General features: G+C 68.3%; 17 protein-coding genes. 6 read left to right on the forward strand and 11 right to left on the reverse strand.

What is annotated here, in order from left to right; genetic code table 11:
- Positions 1 to 189 precede the first annotated feature (189 nt).
- Positions 190 to 477: a DUF7218 family protein gene (locus ACVWYS_RS17710; protein ID WP_456510152.1), complete on the forward strand. Its 288-nt coding sequence runs from the start codon at positions 190 to 192 to the stop codon at positions 475 to 477.
- A gap of 32 nt (positions 478 to 509) precedes the next feature.
- On the opposite strand, the gene ku is transcribed toward ACVWYS_RS17710, so the two are convergent.
- Positions 510 to 1,553 carry a non-homologous end joining protein Ku gene (ku, locus tag ACVWYS_RS17715; RefSeq protein WP_456510153.1) on the reverse strand — a complete coding sequence of 348 codons (1,044 nt, stop codon included), beginning with the start codon at positions 1,551 to 1,553 and terminating at the stop codon, positions 510 to 512.
- Between the two features lie 181 nt (positions 1,554 to 1,734).
- On the opposite strand from ku, the gene ACVWYS_RS17720 reads away from it, so the two are divergent.
- Positions 1,735 to 4,230, forward strand: a complete 2,496-nt coding sequence (locus ACVWYS_RS17720; protein WP_456510303.1) for an ATP-dependent DNA ligase — start codon at positions 1,735 to 1,737, stop codon at positions 4,228 to 4,230.
- Here ACVWYS_RS17720 and ACVWYS_RS17725 read toward each other — a convergent pair.
- Positions 4,227 to 4,484 (reverse strand): hypothetical protein, encoded by a 258-nt coding sequence (locus ACVWYS_RS17725; protein WP_091250178.1) that lies wholly within the window; start codon positions 4,482 to 4,484, stop codon positions 4,227 to 4,229. The genes ACVWYS_RS17720 and ACVWYS_RS17725 overlap by 4 nt on opposite strands.
- Before the next feature lie 371 nt (positions 4,485 to 4,855).
- Between ACVWYS_RS17725 and ACVWYS_RS17730 the strand changes: the two genes are divergently transcribed.
- Both ACVWYS_RS17730 and ACVWYS_RS17735 read left to right on the forward strand, forming a co-directional pair.
- Entirely contained in the window at positions 4,856 to 6,460 is a 1,605-nt protein-coding gene (locus ACVWYS_RS17730) for an MFS transporter (protein ID WP_344361356.1), read from the forward strand.
- A gap of 191 nt (positions 6,461 to 6,651) precedes the next feature.
- Positions 6,652 to 7,809 carry an FUSC family protein gene (locus tag ACVWYS_RS17735; RefSeq protein ID WP_456510154.1) on the forward strand — a complete coding sequence of 386 codons (1,158 nt, stop codon included), beginning with the start codon at positions 6,652 to 6,654 and terminating at the stop codon, positions 7,807 to 7,809.
- On the opposite strand, the gene ACVWYS_RS17740 is transcribed toward ACVWYS_RS17735, so the two are convergent.
- The 8 genes from ACVWYS_RS17740 to ACVWYS_RS17775 form a co-directional block, all read right to left on the reverse strand.
- A complete protein-coding gene (locus tag ACVWYS_RS17740) occupies positions 7,734 to 8,516 on the reverse strand; it encodes an SDR family NAD(P)-dependent oxidoreductase (protein ID WP_344361362.1) in 783 nt (260 codons plus the stop codon). The genes ACVWYS_RS17735 and ACVWYS_RS17740 overlap by 76 nt on opposite strands.
- 25 nt (positions 8,517 to 8,541) lie before the next feature.
- Positions 8,542 to 9,303 carry a hypothetical protein gene (locus ACVWYS_RS17745; RefSeq protein ID WP_456510155.1) on the reverse strand — a complete coding sequence of 254 codons (762 nt, stop codon included), beginning with the start codon at positions 9,301 to 9,303 and terminating at the stop codon, positions 8,542 to 8,544.
- Positions 9,304 to 9,445: 142 nt separating this feature from the next.
- Entirely contained in the window at positions 9,446 to 9,790 is a 345-nt protein-coding gene (locus tag ACVWYS_RS17750) for a GNAT family N-acetyltransferase (protein WP_091250164.1), read from the reverse strand.
- Positions 9,787 to 11,127: an acyltransferase family protein gene (locus ACVWYS_RS17755; protein WP_456510156.1), complete on the reverse strand. Its 1,341-nt coding sequence runs from the start codon at positions 11,125 to 11,127 to the stop codon at positions 9,787 to 9,789. The genes ACVWYS_RS17750 and ACVWYS_RS17755 overlap by 4 nt, the downstream gene beginning before the upstream one ends.
- 171 nt (positions 11,128 to 11,298) lie before the next feature.
- Positions 11,299 to 12,192 carry a class II fructose-bisphosphate aldolase gene (locus ACVWYS_RS17760; RefSeq protein WP_456510157.1) on the reverse strand — a complete coding sequence of 298 codons (894 nt, stop codon included), beginning with the start codon at positions 12,190 to 12,192 and terminating at the stop codon, positions 11,299 to 11,301.
- A complete protein-coding gene (locus ACVWYS_RS17765) occupies positions 12,192 to 13,658 on the reverse strand; it encodes a GntP family transporter (protein WP_456510158.1) in 1,467 nt (488 codons plus the stop codon). Before ACVWYS_RS17765 ends, ACVWYS_RS17760 begins: the two co-directional genes overlap by 1 nt.
- 112 nt (positions 13,659 to 13,770) lie before the next feature.
- Positions 13,771 to 14,670 carry an NAD(P)-dependent oxidoreductase gene (locus ACVWYS_RS17770; protein ID WP_344361373.1) on the reverse strand — a complete coding sequence of 300 codons (900 nt, stop codon included), beginning with the start codon at positions 14,668 to 14,670 and terminating at the stop codon, positions 13,771 to 13,773.
- 53 nt (positions 14,671 to 14,723) lie between these two features.
- Complete coding sequence (locus tag ACVWYS_RS17775) at positions 14,724 to 16,211, reverse strand: four-carbon acid sugar kinase family protein (protein ID WP_456510159.1); 1,488 nt, start codon at positions 16,209 to 16,211, stop codon at positions 14,724 to 14,726.
- Between the two features lie 218 nt (positions 16,212 to 16,429).
- On the opposite strand from ACVWYS_RS17775, the gene ACVWYS_RS17780 reads away from it, so the two are divergent.
- Entirely contained in the window at positions 16,430 to 17,140 is a 711-nt protein-coding gene (locus ACVWYS_RS17780) for a FadR/GntR family transcriptional regulator (protein WP_456510160.1), read from the forward strand.
- A gap of 52 nt (positions 17,141 to 17,192) precedes the next feature.
- On the opposite strand, the gene ACVWYS_RS17785 is transcribed toward ACVWYS_RS17780, so the two are convergent.
- Positions 17,193 to 17,450, reverse strand: a complete 258-nt coding sequence (locus ACVWYS_RS17785) for a metal-sensitive transcriptional regulator (RefSeq protein ID WP_018774886.1) — start codon at positions 17,448 to 17,450, stop codon at positions 17,193 to 17,195.
- Positions 17,451 to 17,612: 162 nt separating this feature from the next.
- Between ACVWYS_RS17785 and ACVWYS_RS17790 the strand changes: the two genes are divergently transcribed.
- Complete coding sequence (locus ACVWYS_RS17790; RefSeq protein WP_456510161.1) at positions 17,613 to 18,572, forward strand: SGNH/GDSL hydrolase family protein; 960 nt, start codon at positions 17,613 to 17,615, stop codon at positions 18,570 to 18,572.
- The last annotated feature ends 52 nt before the right edge of the window (positions 18,573 to 18,624 follow it).

The following is an 18,624-nucleotide window of genomic DNA, read 5'->3' on the forward strand; positions in this document are numbered from 1 at the left end:
TTGGAATCCGCGGCGGCAGCGTCCGCGGGCCGTCGCGGAATGGTTCCCAGCCGAAGGAGATGATCGCGTGACACGCGTGCAAAAGAGCATCGGGGCGGACGTTGCCGTGCCGGCCACCCGACGCCGGCGGCCGCCGTTCATGGAGATCGCCGCCGGACCGGCCGCTGACGAGACCCGGGGGCGGTAGCCATGCCGACGAAGAGGGGCGGACCCCGCGGTTCAGAGAGCCCGAGCATCAAGGACCCCGAGCTCTACGAGAAGCTGGTCGAGGACGGCGCGTCAAAACAGAAGGCTGCCCGGATCTCCAATGCGGCGGCGAAGCGCGGCCGGTCCGCGGTGGGCCGCAAGGGCGGCAAGGCCGGGGACTACGAGGACTGGACGGTCCCGCAGCTCAAGGAACGGGCCAGGGAGATCGGCCTCAAGGGCTACTCGGCCAAGAAGAAGAGCGAGCTCATCTCCGCCCTGCGGAACTCCTGAGTCTGATGGCCGCGGCATCCCTGTCCACGGCCTCAGGCACCCTTGCGCGCCCTTGCCGCCGTGGTCTTGGATGGCGTCGCTTTGGGAGCCGCCTTAGGCGCCGTGCCCTTCGCAGTGGCGGCCCGGCTTTCGCCGGCGCTGCTTTCAGTGGCGCCGCCTTCTCCGGTCTTCTTGGCGGCAGCCTTGGGGGCGGTCTTGGGGGCGGCAGCCTTGGAGACGGCCCCGGCCGGTGCCTTGGCCGGCGCCTCGACCGCGGTCTTCGACCCGCTCCCGGCGGCCGCCGTTCCACCTCCGCGCTTCTTCTCCAGGCTCCGTTTGAGGGCCTCCATCAGGTCAATCACTTCGCCGGTGCCGGTTTCGGCAGCGGCGGCGCCAAACGTTTCTTCGGTGTCCAGGGACTCCCCCTTCTCCAGCTTCGCGTCGATGAGCTGGCGGAGCTGGAGCTGGTAGTCGTCCGTGAACTGTTCGGGGTCAAAGTCCGCGGCCATCGAATCCACCAGGGCGGCGGACATTTCGCGTTCCTGGGCGGAGATGCGGATCGAGGTTTCGAGGGCCGGGAAGCTGGCCTCGCGTACTTCGTCGGCCCAGAGCAGCGACTGCAGCATCAGGATGTCGCCGCGGATCCGCAGGGCGCCCAGCCTGGTCTTTTCCCGCAGCGCAAACTGGACGATCGCCACCCGGTCGGTGTCCTCGAGGGCCCGGCGCAACAGCACATAGGCCTTGGGCGACTTGGAGTCCGGTTCCAGGTAGTAGCTCTTCTCGAACATGATGGGGTCGAGCTGGTCCGCCGGGACGAACTGCACGACGTCGATCTCGTGGCTGTTCTCCGCGGGGATGGACTTCAGTTCCTCCCGGGTCAGGATCACTGTGCGGCCGTCGTCTTCATAGGCCTTGTCGATGTCCTCGTAGTCGATGATCTTGCTGCAGACCTCGCAGCGGCGCTGGTAGCGGATCCGTCCGCCGTCGGCGTTGTGGACTTGGTGCAGGCTGATGTCGTGGTCCTCAGTGGCGCTGTAGACCTTGACGGGGACGTTGACCAGCCCGAATGCGATCGCGCCCTTCCAGATGGCTCTCATGGGACTAGTGAACACCAGAGCGGTTCGGAGGTGAAGACTGTTGGCTGAGCGAACCACGCAGCCGGACGCGCAGCCGGCCGCCGGGCGGGATGCCCAGCGGGAAAACACGCCCCCGGCAAACGGCCGGCAACGGGTCCTCGTGGAGGGCCGCGAGCTCGTCCTGACCAATCTGGACAAGGTCATGTACCCGGAAACCGGCACCACCAAGGCAGACGTTCTGGCCTACTACGCCGCCGTCGCGCCGGTGCTGATCCCGGCGGTCCGGAACCGGCCGGCCACCCGGAAACGCTGGGTCCACGGCGTGGGAACGGCCGAGGAGCCGGGGCAAGTGTTCTTCCAGAAAAATCTGGACGAATCGGCACCCGGCTGGATTTCCCGGGCGGCCATCAAGCACAAAGAGCACACGAACCAGTACCCCTTGGTCAACGATGCCGCCACCCTCGCCTGGCTCGCCCAGATCGCCGCCCTCGAAATCCATGTCCCCCAGTGGCGGGTGGATTCGCACGGCCGAGCCCTGCCGCCGGACCGGATGGTGCTGGACCTGGACCCCGGCGACGGGGCCGGGCTGGCCGAATGCGCGGAAGTGGCCAAACTGGCCCGCGCCATCCTGCAGGACATCGGCCTGGACCCCGTCCCCGTGACCAGCGGAAGCAAGGGCATCCATCTCTACGCCGCACTCGACGGAACCCGGGGCTCTGAGCAGATCTCGGACTTCGCCCATGAACTGGCCCGCGCCCTGGAAGCGGACCATCCGGACCTGGTGGTCAGCGACATGAAAAAGACCCTTCGCACCGGGAAGGTCCTGGTCGACTGGAGCCAGAACAGCGCGGCGAAGACGACGATCGCGCCCTATTCGCTGCGCGGGCGGCTGCGGCCCACCGTGGCGGCGCCGCGGACCTGGCGGGAGCTCAGCTCCGCGTCCCTGCGCCAGCTGGACTACCACGAGGTCATGAAGCGCGTGCAGTCCGGCAAGGACCCGTTCGCCGCGGTCTCAGGCGGCAGCGCCGCCGATCCCCGGCTTGAGTCCTACCGCGCGAAGCGGGACGCGAACTCCACCCCCGAACCCTTCGCGGCGGACGCCCGCGCCGCCGGCACCGTCGCTGGCGCCGGTCCGCTGCGGGAGTCGTTTGTCATCCAGGAGCACCACGCCAGCCGGCTGCACTACGACTTCCGCCTTGAACGCGACGGCGTGCTGGTGTCCTGGGCGTTGCCCAAGGGCGTCCCCACCAGCAAGGCCACCAACCACCTCGCGGTCCAGACCGAGGACCATCCGCTGGACTACGCGGACTTCGAGGGTGTCATTCCCAAAGGCCAGTACGGCGCCGGGACGGTCAGCGTCTGGGACCGCGGCTACTACGACTGCGAAAAGTGGATCGCCGGCAAGGAGGTCATTGCCACGCTGACCGGCGCGGAAGGCGGCGGCCTCGGCGGCACCCGCAGGTTCGCCCTGATTCACACCGGCCAGGCCGACGACCAGTGGCTCATCCACCTGATGGACCCGGCGGGGCCTCACAAGGGACACCGGACAGCAGCGCCCGCAGACCAAGAGACAGGACAGGACGCCGCGCCCGACGGCGGGCAGGAGGCTGCGCCCGGCGGCTCCCCCGGGCAGCCGGCGGCCCCGGGACTTGATCCGCCACCAGGCCGGGCACAGGTCCCGGACCCTTCACCGGCACCCGATGTCTCCGGCTTCAGCCCCATGCTGGCCAGCGCGGGGACCGCTGCCGACCTCGCCGACAAGGACTGGCAGGTTGAGCTCAAGTGGGATGGCGTCCGGGCCCTGGTCATCGGCGATGCCACGACCGTCAGGCTCGTCAGCCGCAACGGCAACGACATGTCCGCGAGCTACCCGGAACTGACGGACCGGTCCCTCTGGCCGGAACAGGACTTCGTCGCGGACGGCGAGATCATCGCCGTCGGGCGCACGGGCCGGCCGGACTTCGGCCTGCTGCAGGGCCGCATGAAACTGACGAAGGCCGCCGACGTCGCAAAAGCGCAGGACTCGACTCCGGTGCGGCTGATGTTGTTCGATCTCCTCTTCGACGCCGGCGAGGACCTGCGGCCCCTGCCGCTCAGCGAGCGCCGGCTCCGGCTCGAGCGCTTCATCCGCCCCTCCGGCGCCCACATCGAGCTCTCCGGCGTGATCGACGCCGGCGACGCGCACAAAATCAGCGTCAGGCACATCCTGGAAAGCGTCGCTGAGCTGGGACTGGAGGGGGTCATGGCCAAGCGCACGGACGGCCGCTATGTCGGCCAGCGCAGCCGGTCCTGGCTCAAGCTCAAGCTTGAGCGGACCCAGGAAGTGGTGGTGGGCGGCTGGCGGACCGGAAACGGCGAGCGTCGGGAATCCGTGGGCTCGCTGCTGCTGGGGATCCCGGATGGCTCGAAGCTCCGGTACGTGGGGCGCGTGGGCAGCGGCTTCAGCACCCGCGAGCTGAAGGAACTCCGGCAACAACTGGACGCCCTGCCCCGGAAGACATCCCCGTTCCGGGAGGTGCCGGACGCCGATGCCGCAGACGCGCATTGGGTGAGTGCAAAACTCGTCGGCGAGGTCAGCTACGGGGATTGGACCGGGGGCGGGAAGCTGCGGCACCCGGTGTGGCGCGGCTGGCGCCTGGATAAGACGCCAGCCGACGTCGTGGTCGAACCTGTCGCCGGTCCTGCCGCGGGACCTTAGTCGTGGTGGGGCATCTGCGGACGGCTCTGCCGGTGGATTGCCGCGTCGGCCACTTGCTGGCCTTGCCGTCCGCGGGTGGTGTCACGGTCCTTGGGATGACGGTGTTTGCCGCTGCCGTCCGGCCATTGCTGTCCTTGTGCGGCCGCCGGGGGAACGTGGTGCAAGGCCTCCGGTCCGGGAGCCTCATCCATCGACTGCGCCAGATGGCTCGCAACCTCGGGCTCGATTTCTTCTCCGAACTGATGATCCGCCATCGATCTTCCTTTCCGCTGTAAATAACCGCTGTGAAATGAAGTGTTCATCAATCGTAGGACTGCAGGGATGAGATGTCTGTAGCAGGTGCCGGCGGACTTTCCTTCGGCCTGAATCCGGCCCAAGAACAAGCGTTTGCGGGGGGTGGTGAGGAAAATTTTGGCCGCGGCACCGCGGGCAGTGCCGGTTCCCAGTAACCGCGCGGTGAAACAGGGCAAAAGAATATGGACAATTGCCCCCAAATAGAACCTCAAATGCTGGATGATACGGCACCGAACTCGGAAACTCCAGAGAAATCCCGTAAAATTGAAAGCCTGCCCAGAGCGGGGCAGCTACAAGTCGCAAGCAAATGACCTCCATAGGAGTGGCCCAAATGCCCACAGACCGAAGCATGACCGACTCTTCAGCAGGCGTTTTGAACGCCAGCGGAACCAACCAAGTGGCACCCAACGGTGCGAAGAAACCAAAGCTGCGTCGCCGTCGACTCCGTGAGTCCGACGTCAACGTTGTCGACCAGCCGATGCTCAAGAAAGCGCTCGGCGGCACCATCGTGGGTAACACCATGGAATGGTACGACGTCGGCGTGTTCGGCTACCTGATCACCACCATGGGACCGGTGTTCCTGCCGGACGCGGACAAGTCCGTCCAGACCCTGTTCCTGCTGGGAACCTTTGCCGCCACCTTCATCGCCCGCCCCCTCGGCGGCGTCGTGTTCGGCTGGCTCGGCGACAAGGTAGGCCGCCAGAAGGTGCTCGCCGCGACCCTGATGATCATGGCCGCCAGCACCTTCGCCGTCGGGCTCCTGCCCGGCTATGCCCAGATCGGCATCTGGGCCGCGGTCCTGCTGGTCCTGTTCAAGGTCATCCAGGGCTTTTCCACCGGCGGCGAATACGCCGGTGCCACCACCTTCGTCAGCGAGTACGCCCCGGACAAGCGGCGCGGATTCTTCGCCAGCTTCCTGGACATGGGCAGCTACCTCGGCTTCGCCCTTGGCGCGGCACTCGTTTCGGTGCTGCAACTGACCCTCGGCCAGGACACCATGGAGCAGTGGGGCTGGCGCATTCCGTTCCTCCTTGCCGGTCCGCTCGGCCTGATCGCCGTGTACTTCCGGAGCAAGATCGAGGAATCGCCGCAGTTCCAGGCCACCCTGGATGCCCAGGAAAACCTCGCCAAGGACGCCACCGCCTCGGACACGGCAGCCTCCAAGGGGCCCGTGGGCATCGTGAAGGCGTACTGGCGCTCCCTGATCGTGGCGATGATCCTGGTCGCGGCGGCAAACACCGCCGGCTATGCCCTGACCTCCTACATGCCGACGTACCTCACGGAGTCCAAGGGCTACGACGAGCTGCACGGCACGCTGCTGACCATCCCCGTACTGGTCATCATGAGCCTGTGCATCCCGCTGACCGGCAAGCTCTCTGACCGGATCGGCCGCCGCCCCGTGCTGTGGATCGGTGCCATCAGCACGGTTGTCCTGGCTACCCCGGCGTTCCTGCTCATCGGCATCGGCGAAATCTGGTCCACCCTGGCCGGCCTCTCCCTGATTGCCTTCCCGGTGACGTTCTACGTGGCCAACCTGGCCTCTGCCCTGCCGGCCCAGTTCCCGACGGCCAGCCGCTACGGCGCCATGGGCATCGCGTACAACTTCTCCGTGGCCATCTTCGGCGGCACCACGCCGTTCATCGTGGCCGCCCTCATCAATGCAACCGGCAACGACATGATGCCGGCCTACTACCTGATGGCCACCTCGGCGATCGGCGCAGTGGCGATCTACTTCCTCAAGGAGTCCGCCCAGATGCCGCTCCCGGGCTCCATGCCGAGCGTGGACACCCAGGCCGAGGCCCGCGAACTGGTCGCGACGCAGGACGAAAACCCGCTGATCGACCTCGAGCACATGGACATGCCGATGGTCCCGGCCCCGGCCGCAGACTCGGCAGCAGGGCGCGTCGACGCCGGGAAAGTCCCGGCCCGGGCCTAGTCCGGCCCGTCCCAGGCCGGCAGCATTAGTCCGGACTCCGTAACAGCCCCGCCCTTAGAGGCCTGTTCCGTATGCTTACCCGTTGGGGATCCATACGGAACAGGCCTTAGGCGTGTCCGCCCTCCGATCCAGCCCCCGGGGAAACCCCGGAGAACCCGGGGAAACCCCGGAGAAAGCCGAGAGGCAGTCTCATGTCCCTGCAGCGCCACGTGCGTTCGCTGCACAGCCTGGCCCCGGCCAACAAAGACCACGTGTCGGCGTGGCGGGTGGCGATCAGCGTCGCCGTGCCGTCCCTCGCGCTGCTGGCAAGCGGGCGCCCGGAGCTGACCGCCTACGCCGTCTTCGGCGCACTGACCGGTATGTACGGCCGCACCGAGCCCCATCAGCTCCGGTTGCGGCACCAAGGCCAGGCGGCTGTCCTGCTGCTCACCGGCGTAGGAACGGGCGTCCTTCTCTCGGTCCATCACATCCACTCGTGGGCGCTGGTGATCACGGAGGCCGTGTTCGCCGGCGCCGGGTCGCTGTTCGCGGACAGGACCACCCTGAAACCGGCCGGGCCCTTCTTCGGGATCCTGGCGCTGGGGGCGTGCGCGTCCGTTCCCGCCACCGTCCCCTGGCATGCCGCCGTCCTCATCGCCGCCGGGTCGGCCGCGTTCTCGATCGCCGTCGGCTTTGTCGGCTGGTTCCGGGGCCGGACCTGGCAGCGCGGCCGGCGGCGGGATGTCACGGTACTGCGCGGGGAACGCCGCCGGGCCGCGTGGCTTCACGCCGCCCGCTACGTCAGCGCCGTCGGCGCAGCCGGGGCCATCGGTGTCCTCAGCGGCAGCGGCCACCCGCACTGGGCCATGGCCGCCGCCGCGGTGCCGCTTGCCGGGGCGGATCTGCCCAGCAGCGTGTACCGCGGCATCCACAGGATCGTCGGCACACTCCTGGGCCTCGTGGTGGTGGCAGCCGTCTTGTTCCCCTGGCCGGGATCACCGCTGCAGGCCTTCCCCGGCCAGGCAGCTGCCGTCATGGCCTGCCTCGTGATCGTCCTGCAGTTCAGCACGGAGCTGTTCATGACCCGGCACTACGGCCTCGCCATGATCTCCTTCACCCCGGTGATCCTGCTCATCGGACAGCTTGCGGCGCCGGCCGACCCGCAGGTCCTGGTGTCCGAACGGGCCGTCGAGACGCTGGTGGGCGCTGCCGTAGGGATCCTCGTCGTCGTACTGATCCGGCCCAGACTTATCCGGCACGGTCGCGCGGCCGGCCCCGGAGGAACCCGCCGCTCTTACTTCGCGCGGCGCGGCGGTCCGGCGACGAGCCGCGACGGGAGCACCCGCGAAACCGATGTCAGGACCTTGTAGCGCCTGCTGGGAATCGAGACGGCCTTGCCCTTGGCGTTATCGGCCAGGGCCTCGCTGACCACCTGGCGGGCCTCGAGCCACATCCAGCGCGGCGCCACGGTCTTGTCCATCCCCATCCGGTCGTGGAACTCCGTGTGGGTGAAGCCGGGGCACACGGCAGTGACCTGCACCCCGCGCGCCGCGTAGGCCATATTGGCCCAGCGCGAGAAACTCAGCAGCCACGCCTTCGCCGCCGAGTATGTGCCGCGGGGCAGGAAGGCCGCCACGCTGGCGACGTTGATGATCCTGCCGGACTGCCGGGCGAGCATGCCCTGCAGGGCGGCATGGGTCAGCTCCATGGCGGTTTCAACATGAAGTTTCAGGTGCCGCTTCTCCTCGGCAATGTCGTTGTCCTCGAAGGACCGCAGCAACCCGATTCCCGCGTTGTTGACCAGGATTTCCACGGGCCGGGCGGGATCGGCGAGGCGCGCGACGACGGCGGCGATCCCGGCGTCGTCCGTCAGGTCCGCGGCGATCGTCTCCGCCGCGGACCCGTAACGGTTCTCCAGCTCCGCGGCAGTGGCCGCGAGGCGGCCGGCGTCGCGGGCCACGAGCACGACGCGGTGGCCCTGCTCTGCAAGCTGGCGGGCGAACTCGGCGCCGAGGCCCGCTGTTGCGCCCGTGATGAGAGCGGTGCTGCCCGGTGTGGACGCTGTGTGTGGGTTCATAGCGACAGCCTAGCCTCGTGCAGGCTCAGGCCAGGGCCGTGTCCGACGCCAGTTCTTCCTCCTCGGGGCCGTCCCCCTCCGTCAGGTGGCGGTTCTGGAGCTCTTCGGCCGCGAGCTCGTACCAGGTATGCGCGCCAAATGACGGGCTGCTGGTGTCGAGGTGGCGGTAGAGGGCGTCCGCGAGGCGGCACAGCGCGGTGTCGGACAAGGCGCGGACCGTGGCGGCTGGATCGAGCGTGCCTTCGAAGTACTCCGAGAGCGCCAGCCCGTTGATGGTGCCGAAGTCATTGACTCCGCCGGTTTCCGCGGCCAGCGGGCTGTTGGCATCCCCCGTCCCGGAATCGGGTCCGGAACCGAACCCGACGTCGAGCAGTCCGGCCGGTTCGCTGGTGCCGGCCGAGACGGTGACAGGGCCCGCTCGGAAATCGGTCTCGAGTCCGGCGAGGACTTCGGCGTCGGGTCCCACGTGCAGGAGGCAGATGGGCAGAACGGCCGGCTCGTCGAGGGTGAGTCGGACCAGCACGGGCACGGCCGAGTCCCTGGCGTCAGGGGCCTGCAAGGGTCCGCTGTCCGCGAGCCGCCGAAGGTCAAGCAGCACTTCCGGATCCAGGTGGGAGGCGCCGTGGAGGTTGATCACCACCTCGGCTCCCGCTCCGAGTCGGCACGCGCGGCGCACGATATGCAGGAGCGCAGCGGAATCAGACTGGGTAACGCAGCCGGTGACTTCGAGGGTGACATGTGCGGGATCGACGTCCACACGGACAAGCACACGCAGTTTATGGTTCATGGGGTTCTCCAAAGGGACCTGTCCAAGAGCCAACTGCATAACTCTGCTCAAACCTTACGAGGTTGTTGTCCGGCTCACAAGCCGGGCCCGGCGCCCATGGCAGTTCCGGGCCCCTGCCAGCTGGGCCGCCCTGCCCGAGGGGCTAGGCTCCCTCAGGTGCCCGTTCCGGCCAGTCCACGTACTGGTGGTACGTCTCATGCCTGCGCAGATAACGGTACATGAACGGGCAATTGGGGATGATCCGCTTGCCGGAGGCCACCACGTCGTCGAGGGCGAAATGCGCCAGCACTTTCGCGAGCCCCTGGCCCTGGAACTGCGGTGACGTGTCCGTGTGGATGAAGTCGATGTGACCCGGCCGGTCGATGAAGCGCACCTGGACGGCGAGCTTGCCGCCGACGTGGAGCTCGTAGCGGTGCAGCTCGTCGTTGCGGGTGGTGGCAACGTCCGGGCTGAAGGGGTCTTCCGTGGCTGCCGAGTTCTCCGTCATGGTTCGACATTGGCACTTAATGGCGGGTGTGGCAATGGCGGTTCTGGTCCGCCGGACCGTTCGGCCGGCGACATGAGCCGGGCCGGAATCCGTCCCAGCAGCACGACCGCGAGCGCGAAGCACCCGGCGCCGCCGCCCAGGAGCCCCAGCGTGAGCCCGTTGAGCGCCGCTTGGACCGCCGGAACAAAAACGGCGACGGCGGCCAGCAGCACAGCCGCCGCCGGGCGGCTCGGTGACGGGCCGGACGACGTCGGCCGATTCTCCAGCCGGCCGAACAGCGCCACAACCGGCAGCAACAGCGCGATGACGGTCATCAGCACCAGCGGACGCCCCCACCACCATGCCGCGGATCCGCCGGCCGGCTGGGGAAAATCTGTCAGCAGCAACACCCCGGACATCGCCGCCAGCAGGGGCAGGTGCCACAGGTAGACCGTCATGGATCGGCTGCCGGCCACGCCCACCAGCCGGCCCACCCAGGCCAGGGACGCGATTCGGGACAGCACCGGCCGGAAGAGCTGGAGTGCGGCGGCTTGCGAGATCCCCAGGAGCACCAGCGTCAGATTGGGCGGGTTGAGGTTCACCAGCATGTTCCCGGAGTACAGCCCCAGCAGCACGAGAAGTCCCAGCAGCAGGTTGCAGGCGACCATGAGGCCAAACAATGCCAGCCCGCCCGGCTTCGGCCCTCGAGTGTCGGCCACGATGAATCCGAGCTGCTGGACAGCGCACCACACGAACACCATATTGAGGTAGGCAAGTTGCGGCAGCACCCCCCGCAGGCAGTCGACCGTCACCACCAGGGAGATCAGCCCGGCGAGGGCTAGCCAGGGCGCGCGCGCATGCAGGCCCGCCAGCCAGGGAAGGTTGAGTTGCGCGGCGAGGTACGCGGCGAGGAACCACAACGGCATTCCCGCCCCGCTGGTGAGTAACTGGATCACCTGAGGGTCAACCCCCGAAAGCAGGGCCAGCGACAGGCCGGTGAACATAACGGCCAGCAGTACGGCAGCAGGACGGATCAGCCGCAGCAGCCGCATCTGCATGAAATCGAAGGCGCTGCCGCCCCTGGCCCGCAGCCGCCGCCAGGACTGCAGCCCGGTGATTCCGCCGGCCACAAAGAACAGCGGCATGATCTGAAGGACCCACACGACGGGTTCGAACCAGTGCTCATTGCCCAGGGTGTTTTCGCTGGTCACAGTGCCGTCAGCGTGCAGGACGGGACTCACCATCATGGTGTGTCCGACCACCACAAGTGTCAGGCAGAAGAACCTGGCAAGGTCAATCACCGGGTCGCGGACCGGCATCGGGGCCGGGCCGCCGGTTGCCCGCTGCTGTGGAACCATGGCGCCCCCTGGGAAGGCCTGCTGTGTTGCCTCCATTGTCGGCCTTGGGAGGCCTATCGGCGAGGGGTCCTACGGCCCGGTTCCGCACCGGCGATCAGGCGGTGCGGACCCGGGGGCCGGGACGACGACGGGCAGTGGCGTCGCGCACGCCGTGGCGCGCTGCCGGCGGGCTCAGCGCGAGAGCGTCGCGAGCGTCGCGAGGGCGGTGGCCGCGAAACCCCGGGCGGAGGCATCCCACAGGCCCAGCAATGCCTGGAGGTTCTCGCCGTCGGCCCGGTGGGCGGCGGTCTGTTCTTCGAGGACGGCCAGGACGCCGGTGCGCAGCTCGGTGTTGAAGTTGACCTTGCCCACGTTCATGGCCGCGGCCTTGACCAGTTCCGCCGCCGGGATGCCCGAGGCGCCATGCAGGACCAGCGGGATCCGGGTCCGCACGGCGATGTCCTGCAGCACGTCCCAGCGCAGCCGGGGTTCCCCCTTGTACTTTCCATGGACGTTGCCCACGGCCACGGCGAGCAGCTGCGCCCCCGTGCGGGCCACGAAGTCCTCCACCTGGGCGGAGTCGGTGAGGCCGGAGGGGTCCTCCCCTGATGCGCTGCCTGCGCCGTCTGCGGCGCCGGTACCGAAGGCCCGGTCCTCGTCCCCGGCCAGTCCGCCGAGTTCTGCTTCAATCACGACGTCGGCATTGCCCTGCGCGGCGAGGTCCGCTCGGATGCCGCGGACCAGGGCGATGTTCTCCTCGTAAGGCAGCGAGGATCCGTCGACCAGCACCGAGTCGGCGCCCGCGGTGACGGCTTCGGCGATCACCTGGGGATCGGTGGCGTGGTCCAGCTGCACCGCAACCGGTACTCCGGCCGCGTCAGCGAGCCCGCGGAGGGCGGCGATCAGCCGCAGCCCGTTGGGCGTGGCCGCGGTCTTCGGCGCGACAAGCAGGATGGCGCCCCGGCCGGCCTCTTCGGCCGCCGCCACAACGCCGAGCGCGGTGGTGAAGTCGTAGCAGGTGAACGCCGGCACGGCCGAGCCCTGCTGCAGGGCGGCACTGACCAGGGCGTCGAGTCGGGTACGCATCAGGCGCTCAGGCCTCCCACCAGCATCCAGGCCACGAACGTCAGGGCGAACCCTGCCAGTCCCAGCACGGTGGTGAGCACGGTCCAGGTCCTGAGGCCGTCGGCGACGGTCAGGCCGTAGTACCGCACAACGACCCAGAAGCCGGCGTCGGTCACGTGGGACAGGCCGAGGGCGCCGAAACCGATGGCGATCACGATCACGGCAATCTGGGCCGGGGTGTAGCCGCCGCCGGCGACGGCCGAGGAGAGCAGGCCGGCCGTCGTGACGATCGCGACCGTGGCCGAGCCCTGGGCGGCGCGGAGGGCAAGCGAGATGATGAAGCCGAGCAGCAGCAGCGGAACCCCGAGGGTGTCGAGGGACTCGGAGAGCGCCGCCCCGATGCCGCTGACCTGCAGGACGCTGCCGAAGACGCCGCCGGCGGCGACCACCATGAGGATGGAGGCGATCGGGGGCAGGGCGCCTTCGAAGATTTCTCCGGTTTCTGTCAGCGACCACCGGCGGCGGACGGCCAGGAGGAAGAAGCAGAGCGCCACAGCGACGAGGAGGGCGAAGACGGGGTTGCCGACGAAGGCAGAGACGCCGTACCAGAAGTTGTTCTTGTCGATCACGAGGGTGCCGATGGTGCCGAGGAGGATCAGCACGATGGGGGTGGCGATGAGGAAGATGATCAGTCCGGGGCGGGGCGCGGCCATGGCTTTGCTGCCCGGGCCCTCGTGGCCGACGCGGACCAGGGAATCGGAGCCGAACTCGTCCACCTGGGCTTTGACGGTGGGCAGCAGATCGTAGTTCTTGCGGTTCATGATGGACGCAACCCAGTAGGACAGGAAGCCCAGCGGGACACAGATCGTCAGCGAGATCAGGGCGATCAGTCCGATGTCGGCGCCGAGCACGCCGGCACCGGCCACAATGCCCGGGTGCGGCGGCACGGCCACGTGGATGGCCAGCATGATGCCGGCCATGGGCAGGCCGAACTTGACCGGGTGGACGTTGGCGATCTTGGCGAACGCGTAGACGATCGGCACCAGCACGATGATGCCGACTTCGAAGAACACCGGAATCGCGACGAGGAAGCCCACGGCGGTGAGGGCCACGGCCACGCGCCTGGCGCCGAGCTTGGCGGTGAAGTGGTCGGCGAGGGACTGCACGCCGCCGGAGATTTCGATCATGCGCCCCAGGATGGCGCCGAGGGCGATGAGGAGCGCGACCTTGCCCATGGTGCTTCCCACGCCGTTGGCCACCACGGTGAAGACGTCTTTGAGCGGGATCTGCGCGGCGACGGCCACCAGGATGCTGACGGTCAGCAGGGCCACGAAGGCCTGGATCTTGAAGCGGATGATCATGATCAGCAGCAGGGCGACGCCGGCAGCCGCGATGGTCAGCAGCAGCGGAGTTCCCAGCTGCACGGCCGGCTTGATGACGGGCGCGTCGGCGGCGCGCACCATCAGGAAATTGAGCAGGGGGGTCATGAGGGAGTGTCTCCTTTGACAGGAAGGTCGTCGATACGTCGTCGGGAATAGTGGCGGGGAGGGGGCCGGCGACGGCGGAGGGGTCCGCCCTCGCCGGCTGATGAAGGGCTGTCTAGGCGGTGCGCTTGCTGGGTGCGACGACCTTGATGACGGCGGAGTCGTCAGCGGCGGCGAGGCCCTGGGCCTGGCCGAGGAGGTAGAGCTGCTCCGCCGCGGCGGCCACGGGGGCGGCGAGGCCGGCGGCGCGGGTGGCCTTGCCGACAATCCCCATGTCCTTGACGAAGATGTCCAGGCGGCTGAGAACCTCGGCGCCGTCCTCGGTGTAGGCCTCCAGGATGCGCGGGCCGCGGTTGGAGAGCATGAAGGAGCCCGCCGCGCCGGCCTCTAGGGCGGCGAGGGTCTTGGCCTGATCCAGGCCCAGGGCGTCTGCCAGCGCCATTGCCTCGGCAGCGGCGGCGATGTGGACGCCGCAGAGCAGCTGGTTGACGGTCTTGAGAGCCTGGCCGTCGCCGGGCTTCTCACCCACCACGGTCAGGGTGGAGGCGAGGAGCTCCAGGACGGGGCGGGCGGTTTCGAGGGCGGCCGGCTCGGCGCCGACGACGATCAGGAGGTCGCCTTCCCCGGCGCGCTTCGGGCCGCCGGAGAGCGGTGCGTCAACCAGGGCCACGCCGTGCTCGGCGAGGCGGGCAACGGTGGCCGGGATGGCTTCGGTGCCCACGGTGCTGCCAAGGATCACGACGGCGCCCGGCTTCAGGACGGCGGCCACGCCGTGCTCGCCGAAGAGGACGTCGTCCAGCTGTTCGCCGTTGCGCACCGCCAGCAGCAGGGCGTCGGCGCCCTCGGCGGCTTCACGGGCGGAACCGAAGGTGCGGACCCCGGCTTCCTGGGCGAGCGCGAGGCGGGGCTCGGCGATGTCGAAGCCGTGGACGGTCAGCCGGGTGGCGAGGCGCGCGGCCATGGGCAGTCCCATGGCGCCCAGGCCCAGAACGGTGACTTTGTAATCGGTGGTCATGATCTTCTCCATTGAAATTGAAGCGGGGAAAGAGGCGGAAGGAAAGCGGGGGTTCAGAAGGTGCTGCTGAGCTTGCGGGTGACCTGGGCCAGGGACTGGTCGTCGCCGACGTTGCCGGCGAAGACGATGTACGGGATGCCCTTGGCCGGGCCGTCCATCGGCTCCCAGAGGCTCACGATGCCCGGCAGCATGGGCCCGCGGACGATTGCGTGGCGGATTTCCAGGCCGTGCGCGGCGACGTCCGAGGACGTGATGCCGCCCTTGGCGATCACGAAGCGGGGCGGGAAGGTCTTGAGCGTGCGGTTCACCACGGCGACGACGGCGGCGGAGACGGTGCGGGCGATCCGCAGGCTTTCGGCGGCGTCGGAGGTCTTGATCAGCAGCCGGCTGGTGTGGACGATCACGTCGCCGGCGCGGAGGGCAGCGACCACCGTGCCGACGGTTTCGTCGAGGTACGCCCCCGCGTTGTCGCCGAGCAGCTGTTCGACGTCGATCTCCACGATCCGCGCCGCGCTGTGCTGCTCGGTGAGTGCGTTGAGCTGGCGGGTGGTGACGCCGACATGGGAGCCGACGACGATCAGGCCGCCGGCTTCCGACGGCGTGTTGCCGGCATATGCTTCGTCGCCGCTGAGTTCGGTGCGGATTTCCTGGCCGATCCGTGCCCGGACAAAGGGCGGCCCTACGCGGTAGAGCAGTTTCTTGCCGCGGCGCTCTGCTTCTTCCAGGCCCAGGGCCAGGGCGCGGAGATCGTTTTCGGTGACGATGTCCGCCACGATCGGCGTGGAGTCGGTGGCCGGTTCGATGGTGTCGGCAATGGCCTTGGCGGAGATCAGCGGATCATTTGAGGCCCGGATGATGTCCAGATCCAGCACGATCACCGAACCCGCGGGGAACCGGCCCTTCGACTTTTCCTCGACGTACTTGGCCATCTCCGAATTGGCGAAACCGAAGCTGGCGTCCCGGGCGAACTCAGTTTCGGCCACGGGGGTGAGCTGTCCGGCGTCCTCGCCCGTGCCGCGCATGAAGTGCACGCCGCCGATGGTCACGCGGCCGGCATCGGGGAACGCGGGAACAATCACGACGCCGTCCGTCGTCTCGCCGTTGACGGCGGTGACGGTGGCGGCGATGACGTCGGGTTCGAGGGGGTAGTGGCCGCGGAGGGTTGAATCGCTGCGGCTGACGAAGCTAAGCCGCAGGGCCGGATCAGCCGATGCGGCGGCCGCGAGGGCGTTCCGGACGATCTCCTCGTTGCGGGACGCCGCCTCTGCCGGGTCAAGGCTGCGGGTGTTGGTCAGCACGTAGACCGCGCGCTGGCGCTGGCCGTTGACGTCGTAGCCGAACGCCCAGGCGAAGTCCGCCACGTCCCAGCGCGTGAGAACCGGCAGGTTCGCCACGGACTGGGTGCCGGTGGGGTCGTCGTCGAGCACTACCAGGACGCGGGGGGATGCCTCGGACGAGGCCGCCACGCTGTCTGCCACTAGCCGGGCGGGGATCTGTACTTCCGCGGGGAAAGCGGCCAGCACGTCTGCTTCGAGGGGCACTATGCACTCCATTGTGTGGGGATCTATCGGTGAAAAGCTACGGCCCGGGAGGGAACCGGAGTTGAGGCTAAATGTAAGATGTCAGACATCTTATTTCCGAGTGCTAGTGTGGCATATGGCACAACGACGCGCAAGTAGACTTGGCCATCAGGGAACATGCCATGAGAGAAAACATCAGGCAGAGCTTCAGGCAAAGCGGAGTCGCTGGACGGGGAGAATTGGCTAGGAAATCGCTGGTCGGCGTAGTGGCCGATGAACTGCTGGACCGGATCATTGCCGGCGAATTTCCGCCCGGCGCGAGCGTCCCCGGCGAACTGGAGCTCAGCTCGCGGCACGAGGTCAGCCGAATGACCGTCCGCGAGGCCATGAAGACCCTCGAAGCCCAGCGGATTCTCAGCGTGGAACGCGGCCGGGGCACGTTCGTGAACCCGGTAAACCGCTGGGGCTCCCTGGACGCTGTGCTGCGGGCGGCCTCGGAAGGCACCAACGACGCCTCCGCCGCCATTCAGCTCATCGAGCTGCGCCGGATGCTGGAGACGGGCGCCTGCGAGCTGGCCGCCGGACGGATGGCGGATTCGGACATCCAGACCCTCCGCGCGCACGTGGAAAAGATGCGGCTGGCGCACGAGCGCAACGACCTGGCGGCCTTCGTCGAGGCGGACCTGGCCTTCCACGACCTCATCCTGCAGGCGTCGGACAACGTGTTCGTCGCCGTGTTGTTCGAGCCGCTGCACCGCGTCCTGGAGAAGCGGCGGACGGAAACGTCCAAGGTGCCGGACATCCAGGAGCATGCAATCGGACACCACCAGAACATCGCGGATGCCCTGGCCTCACGGGACCCGCACCGCGCCCGCGATGCCATGGACGCGCACATGCAGCAGACCCTGGATGACTTGAAGACCTATGTCCTGGGCGCCGGAACCGCCTGACACCGACGCGCCGGTCCGGGCAGGCCACGGCGGACGCGCCCGGTGGAAGCTCTCAGGCGAGCGAGAGGAACAGCTTCTCCAGTTCGGCCCGGTCCAGGCTGGGGTCCTCCTGTTGCATGCACTGCTGCAGGCCCGTGGCGATGATGGAGAATCCGGCTTTGTCCAGGGCGCTCGATACGGCAGCCAGCTGGGTCACGACGCTCTTGCAGTCACGGCCCTCCTCGATCATCCGGGTGACCGCGGCAAGCTGGCCCTGGGCGCGGCGAAGCCGGTTGATGACAGGCTTCATGTCTGTGGGATCGAGTTCCATTTGTTCCTCCGGGTTCGATGCGTCAGCTTTAATATCATACCCCCCTGAGTATTTGAACGACCTCGTCGCCGCGACGCCGACGCGGTCTCCGGGACAGCCTCCGGAGCTGAGATGGGAGCGTCTCCACGACGGGCCGCTAGGGGCATAAGTACCTTGTGCGGCATGCATTATCGGCGTATTGCTGGTGATGTGAACGCCGCCAGGTTCCCCGAGCCGGGCGCCGGCCATACCGGCGCCAACACCCCCTCCCCGGGGCCATGGCCGCCGGGGAACCAGGGCTCCGCACGGGGGCAGTTCGGTGCCTGGCATTCACAGCCGTGGAGCCGGTACGTCGCCCTGGGGGATTCATTCACGGCAGGCGTCGGCGACCCGGAACCCCTGAGCCCCGGCGGCATGCGCGGGTGGGCCGACCGCATTGCCGAAGAACTCGGCGAGGGTCGCGAGTTCGGCTACGCCAACCTGGCCATCAGCGGCCTGGTCCTTCGCGACATCCTTGACCAGCAACTCGGGCCGGCCTTGAACCTGAAGCCGGACCTCGTCACCCTCTCGGCCGGCGGGAACGATCTCGTGTTCCATCGCGGCGATCCGGACCGGATGGCCGCCGCCCTTGACGATGCCGTGGCCGCGCTCTCCGCCACCGGGGCGACGGTGGTCCTGTTTACCGGCCCGGACTGGGGCGAGACACCCGTGTTTGGGCACATCCGCGGCAAGGTCGCGGTGTTCAACGAGAATATCCGCGTCATCGCCGCCCGGCACGACGGGGTCATCGCCGATCTGTGGGCGCTGCGGCAACTGAGCGATCCACGGATGTGGGACCCTGACCGCCTTCACTTTTCGCCGCTGGGGCACCACACCATTGCCGCCATGGTCCTGGACACGCTCAGCGTGCCGCACCGGCTGCGGCCGCTGGAACCCAAGCCCATGCCGCCCGGCAACTGGCGGGAAACCAGGGCCGGGGACCTCGCCTGGATGGCGCACTACATGTTGCCCTGGATGGTGAGCCGGATCAGGCCGCGGGCCGACACCGTGCCCCGCCAGGCCAAGCGCCCGCTGCCGGGGCCGCCCCCCGGGTCCCGGCCCCCGGGCCCCGCACCCCTAGTCCGGCCGGGTTCCGTGGGCTAGTCTGCAGGAACGGCCCACAGCCGGGCATCGATGGCGATCACGAGGAGCGAAG

Source organism: Arthrobacter sp. TE12231 (genome assembly GCF_054062895.1).

Excerpts from the sequence above, each read along its gene's own strand:
- ACVWYS_RS17710 (WP_456510152.1), top strand. The coding sequence starts at position 190 with ATGCCGACGAAGAGGGGCGGACCCCGCGGTTCAGAGAGCCCGAGCATC.
- ku (WP_456510153.1), bottom strand. The coding sequence starts at position 1,553 with ATGAGAGCCATCTGGAAGGGCGCGATCGCATTCGGGCTGGTCAACGTC.
- ACVWYS_RS17720 (WP_456510303.1), top strand. The coding sequence starts at position 1,735 with ATGTACCCGGAAACCGGCACCACCAAGGCAGACGTTCTGGCCTACTAC.
- ACVWYS_RS17725 (WP_091250178.1), bottom strand. The coding sequence starts at position 4,484 with ATGGCGGATCATCAGTTCGGAGAAGAAATCGAGCCCGAGGTTGCGAGC.
- ACVWYS_RS17730 (WP_344361356.1), top strand. The coding sequence starts at position 4,856 with ATGCCCACAGACCGAAGCATGACCGACTCTTCAGCAGGCGTTTTGAAC.
- ACVWYS_RS17735 (WP_456510154.1), top strand. The coding sequence starts at position 6,652 with ATGTCCCTGCAGCGCCACGTGCGTTCGCTGCACAGCCTGGCCCCGGCC.
- ACVWYS_RS17740 (WP_344361362.1), bottom strand. The coding sequence starts at position 8,516 with ATGAACCCACACACAGCGTCCACACCGGGCAGCACCGCTCTCATCACG.
- ACVWYS_RS17745 (WP_456510155.1), bottom strand. The coding sequence starts at position 9,303 with ATGAACCATAAACTGCGTGTGCTTGTCCGTGTGGACGTCGATCCCGCA.
- ACVWYS_RS17750 (WP_091250164.1), bottom strand. The coding sequence starts at position 9,790 with ATGACGGAGAACTCGGCAGCCACGGAAGACCCCTTCAGCCCGGACGTT.
- ACVWYS_RS17755 (WP_456510156.1), bottom strand. The coding sequence starts at position 11,127 with ATGGTTCCACAGCAGCGGGCAACCGGCGGCCCGGCCCCGATGCCGGTC.
- ACVWYS_RS17760 (WP_456510157.1), bottom strand. The coding sequence starts at position 12,192 with ATGCGTACCCGACTCGACGCCCTGGTCAGTGCCGCCCTGCAGCAGGGC.
- ACVWYS_RS17765 (WP_456510158.1), bottom strand. The coding sequence starts at position 13,658 with ATGACCCCCCTGCTCAATTTCCTGATGGTGCGCGCCGCCGACGCGCCC.
- ACVWYS_RS17770 (WP_344361373.1), bottom strand. The coding sequence starts at position 14,670 with ATGACCACCGATTACAAAGTCACCGTTCTGGGCCTGGGCGCCATGGGA.
- ACVWYS_RS17785 (WP_018774886.1), bottom strand. The coding sequence starts at position 17,450 with ATGGAACTCGATCCCACAGACATGAAGCCTGTCATCAACCGGCTTCGC.
- ACVWYS_RS17790 (WP_456510161.1), top strand. The coding sequence starts at position 17,613 with ATGCATTATCGGCGTATTGCTGGTGATGTGAACGCCGCCAGGTTCCCC.